3 rRNA genes are annotated in these 5,391 nt (G+C 55.9%); all 3 read right to left on the bottom strand.

The annotated features are described in order from the left end of the window. Positions 1-10 precede the first annotated feature (10 nt). Positions 11-124 (bottom strand): 5S ribosomal RNA (gene rrf / locus A5699_RS10545). 149 nt (positions 125-273) lie between these two features. After that, positions 274-3,404 (bottom strand): 23S ribosomal RNA (locus tag A5699_RS10540). A 353-nt stretch (positions 3,405-3,757) separates the two neighbouring features. Further along, positions 3,758-5,275 (bottom strand): 16S ribosomal RNA (locus A5699_RS10535). The 16S, 23S and 5S rRNA genes sit together here, the layout of an rRNA operon. Between the last annotated feature and the right edge of the window lie 116 nt (positions 5,276-5,391).

Below are 5,391 nucleotides of genomic sequence, written 5' to 3'. Positions count from 1 at the left end.
CTTAATTTGTGTTCGGCGGTGTCCTACTTTTCCACCCGTGTGGGTAGTATCATCGGCGCTGGCAGGCTTAGCTTCCGGGTTCGGGATGGGACCGGGCGTTTCCCTGCCGCTATGGACCGCCGTAACTCTATTCACTCGTTTGTGAGTGTAAACCTGTGTGTTTTGGTGGTGGGGTGCGGTGGCACTCCGACACAAGGTGTCGTGGTGTTTGTGGTGTGGTTGCGAGACAGATATGCGTCTTACGGAACTCATCAAACATTGGTGTTTGTTGGTTGTTGTAAGTTTTCGGCCGGTTAGTGCCAGTTCCCTTCACCCATTGCTGGGCTTCCAGGTCTGGTCTATCAATCCCGTGGTCTGCGGGGGGCCTTATCCCTCTAAAAGGGTGAGAAGCCTGGTCTTGGAGGGGGTTTCCCGCTTAGATGCTTTCAGCGGTTATCCTGTCCGAACGTGGCTATCCAGCGGTGCTCCTGGTGGAACAACTGGTGTACCAGAGGTTCGTCCGTCCCGGTCCTCTCGTACTAGGGACAGATTTCCTCAAGCTTCTGACGCGCGCGGCGGATAGAGACCGAACTGTCTCACGACGTTCTAAACCCAGCTCGCGTGCCGCTTTAATGGGCGAACAGCCCAACCCTTGGGACCTGCTCCAGCCCCAGGATGCGACGAGCCGACATCGAGGTGCCAAACCATCCCGTCGATATGGACTCTTGGGGAAGATCAGCCTGTTATCCCCGGGGTACCTTTTATCCGTTGAGCGACACCCCTTCCACTCAGAGGTGCCGGATCACTAGTCCCGACTTTCGTCCCTGCTCGACATGTACGTCTCGCAGTCAAGCTCCCTTGTGCACTTACACTCAACACCTGATTGCCGTCCAGGTTGAGGGAACCTTTGGGCGCCTCCGTTACATTTTGGGAGGCAACCGCCCCAGTTAAACTACCCACCAGGCACTGTCCCTGAACCGGATATACGGTCCGAGGTTAGAGGCCCAATACGATCAGAGTGGTATTTCAACAACGACTCCACACACACTGGCGTGCGTGCTTCACAGTCTCCCACCTATCCTACACAAACCGTATCGAGCACCAATACCAAGTTGTAGTGAAGGTCCCGGGGTCTTTTCGTCCTGCCGCGCGTAACGAGCATCTTTACTCGTAGTGCAATTTCGCCGAGTCTATGGTTGAGACAGTTGAGAAGTCGTTACGCCATTCGTGCAGGTCGGAACTTACCCGACAAGGAATTTCGCTACCTTAGGATGGTTATAGTTACCACCGCCGTTTACTGGGGCTTAAATTCTCCGCTTCACCCCCAAAGGGGTTAACGGGTCCTCTTAACCTTCCAGCACCGGGCAGGCGTCAGTCCGTATACATCGTCTTGCGACTTCGCACGGACCTGTGTTTTTAGTAAACAGTCGCTTCTCACTGGTTTGTGCCACCCCCTCCCGCTGCCGGCCGCAAGAGCCTTGACGATATGGGGGTCCCCCTTCTCCCGAAGTTACGGGGGCATTTTGCCGAGTTCCTTAACCATAGTTCACTCGTACGCCTTAGTATTCTCTACCTGACCACCTGTGTTGGTTTGGGGTACGGGCCGTGTATGTCCTCGCTAGAGGCTTTTCTTGGCAGCATAGGATCACCGAATTCGCCTCAAACGGCTATGCATCACCTCTCAGGATATATGAAACGCGGATTTGCCTACGTTTCTCCCTACCGGCTTACCCCAGTACAACCACTGACTGGTACGGCTACCTTCCTGCGTCACCCCATCGCTTGACTACTACCCACCGGGGTCCCACGCAGCCCCACCAACGCCGCACCCCGAAGGGATTGGTCACGGTGGTTTTGGATGGTTAGCACAATGGATTCATCAGGGACGCACATACACGGGTACGGGAATATCAACCCGTTGTCCATCGACTACGCCTGTCGGCCTCGCCTTAGGTCCCGACTCACCCTGGGAGGACTGGCCTGGCCCAGGAACCCTTGGTCTTTCGGCGGGCAAGGTTCTCACTTGCCTATTCGCTACTCATGCCTGCATTCTCACTCCCACACCCTCCACAGCTAGATCACTCTGCTGCTTCACCGGATGCAGGACGCTCCCCTACCCAACGTACAAAGTACGTTGCCGCGGCTTCGGCGGTGTGCTTGAGCCCCGCTACATTATCGGCGCACAATCACTTGACCAGTGAGCTATTACGCACTCTTTCAAGGGTGGCTGCTTCTAAGCCAACCTCCTGGTTGTCTTCGCGACTGCACATCCTTTTCCACTTAGCACACGCTTAGGGGCCTTAGCCGGCGATCTGGGCTGTTTCCCTCTCGACGCACGGAGCTTATCCCCCGCCGTCTCACTGCCACACTCTTGGACTTGTCGGCATTCGGAGTTTGGCTGACGTCAGTAACCCTGTGGGGCCCATCGGCCATCCAGTAGCTCTACCTCCAACAAGAAACATGTGACGCTGCACCTAAATGCATTTCGGGGAGAACCAGCTATCACGGAGTTTGATTGGCCTTTCACCCCTACCCACAGCTCATCCCCTCAGTCTTCAACCTAAGTGGGTTCGGGCCTCCACGCGGTCTTACCCGCGCTTCACCCTGGCCATGGGTAGATCACTCCGCTTCGGGTCCAGAACACACCACTACACCAACCCCTACGGATTGGATACGCCCTATTCAGACTCGCTTTCGCTGCGGCTACCCCACCCGGGTTAACCTCGCGACATGTCCCTGACTCGCAGGCTCATTCTTCAAAAGGCACGCCATCACCCCACCACAAAGTGGAGGGCTCTGACGGATTGTAAGCGCACGGTTTCAGGTACTATTTCACTCCCCTCCCGGGGTACTTTTCACCATTCCCTCACGGTACTAATCCGCTATCGGTCACTGGGAAGTATTCAGGCTTACCGGGTGGTCCCGGCAGATTCACAGCAGATTTCACGGGCCCGCTGCTACTCGGGAACACCGTTCAAGGTAGATGTCAGGTTTTCACGTACCGGGCTCTCACCGTCTACGGCAGGTCATCCCAAACCACTTCCGCTAACCACAACATTTTCTCACTACCCTCCAGCCGAGTAGAACTGGAAAAACAGGTCCCACAACCCCGCACACACAACCCCTACCCGGTATCACATGCATACGGTTTAGCCATCCTCCGCTTTCGCTCGCCACTACTCACGGAATCACAATTTTGTTTTCTCTTCCTACGGGTACTGAGATGTTTCACTTCCCCGCGTTCCCCCCTGACACCTATGTATTCAGTGCCAGGTGACACGACATCACTCGTGCCGGGTTTCCCCATTCGGACATCCTCGGATCAACGCTCGGTTGGCAGCTCCCCGAGGCATATCGCAGCCTCCAACGTCCTTCATCGGCTCCCAGTGCCAAGGCATCCACCATGCGCCCTTAAACACTTACAACACAAAAACCAAAAATGAGTTTCAAAAGAAATTGCACATCAACACACAAAAACAACACCCACCCGAAGGCAGATGCCACATTCTGCGTGCTAGATGCTCGCAACCACTATCCACAAATCAAACACCACACCCCACCACCAAAGATGGAGCAACAACACACCCCCTGCCCCCAACGGGACAGGACCGCGGGCCTGTTGTCTCAAAGCCCAATAGTGTGTCTGGCAGTTCCTCAAAACAGTGTTCCCACACCGCTTCTCACGTTTGTTGTGCACCAAACCGTGCCCACTACAGGCAACCGGTTCCTCACGGCTACACCATCCCCAATGGACGATGTCTATCGTGGTGCTCCTTAGAAAGGAGGTGATCCAGCCGCACCTTCCGGTACGGCTACCTTGTTACGACTTCGTCCCAATCGCCGATCCCACCTTCGACGGCTCCCTCCACAAGGGTTAGGCCACCGGCTTCGGGTGTTACCGACTTTCATGACGTGACGGGCGGTGTGTACAAGGCCCGGGAACGTATTCACCGCAGCGTTGCTGATCTGCGATTACTAGCGACTCCGACTTCACGGGGTCGAGTTGCAGACCCCGATCCGAACTGAGACCGGCTTTGAAAGGATTCGCTCCACCTCACGGCATCGCAGCCCTTTGTACCGGCCATTGTAGCATGTGTGAAGCCCTGGACATAAGGGGCATGATGACTTGACGTCATCCCCACCTTCCTCCGAGTTGACCCCGGCAGTCTCTCACGAGTCCCCACCATAACGTGCTGGCAACATGAGACAAGGGTTGCGCTCGTTGCGGGACTTAACCCAACATCTCACGACACGAGCTGACGACAGCCATGCACCACCTGCACACAGGCCACAAGGGAACCGACATCTCTGCCGGCGTCCTGTGCATGTCAAACCCAGGTAAGGTTCTTCGCGTTGCATCGAATTAATCCACATGCTCCGCCGCTTGTGCGGGCCCCCGTCAATTCCTTTGAGTTTTAGCCTTGCGGCCGTACTCCCCAGGCGGGGTACTTAATGCGTTAGCTACGGCACGGATCCCAAGGAAGGAAACCCACACCTAGTACCCACCGTTTACGGCGTGGACTACCAGGGTATCTAATCCTGTTCGCTCCCCACGCTTTCGCTCCTCAGCGTCAGTTACTGCCCAGAGACCCGCCTTCGCCACCGGTGTTCCTCCTGATATCTGCGCATTCCACCGCTACACCAGGAATTCCAGTCTCCCCTGCAGTACTCTAGTCTGCCCGTATCGCCCGCACGCCCACAGTTAAGCTGTGAGTTTTCACGAACAACGCGACAAACCACCTACGAGCTCTTTACGCCCAGTAATTCCGGACAACGCTCGGACCCTACGTATTACCGCGGCTGCTGGCACGTAGTTGGCCGGTCCTTCTTCTATAGGTACCGTCACTTGCGCTTCGTCCCTATTGAAAGAGGTTTACAACCCGAAGGCCGTCATCCCTCACGCGGCGTCGCTGCATCAGGCTTGCGCCCATTGTGCAATATTCCCCACTGCTGCCTCCCGTAGGAGTCTGGGCCGTATCTCAGTCCCAGTGTGGCCGGTCACCCTCTCAGGCCGGCTACCCGTCGTCGCCTTGGTAGGCCATTACCCCACCAACAAGCTGATAGGCCGCGGGCCCATCCCACACCGCAAAAGCTTTCCACCACACACCATGAAGCGCGTGGTCCTATCCGGTATTAGACCCAGTTTCCCAGGCTTATCCCAAAGTGCAGGGCAGATCACCCACGTGTTACTCACCCGTTCGCCACTCGAGTACCCCGAAGGGCCTTTCCGTTCGACTTGCATGTGTTAAGCACGCCGCCAGCGTTCGTCCTGAGCCAGGATCAAACTCTCCAAACAAAAACTTCCCATCCAACGACAGGCAGAATTCGAATCAGAAAAATCCGATCACAAACAAAAGACACCAAAAACTGGCATCAAAAAAACAAGCCACACCCTAAACGGGAAAAAGAGCG

Source organism: Mycobacterium sp. E802 (assembly GCF_001666875.1).
Taxonomy (GTDB): Bacteria; Actinomycetota; Actinomycetes; order Mycobacteriales; family Mycobacteriaceae; genus Mycobacterium.
Note: the sequence above shows the minus strand (reverse complement) of the source record. Positions and strands in the feature narration are given on the sequence as shown.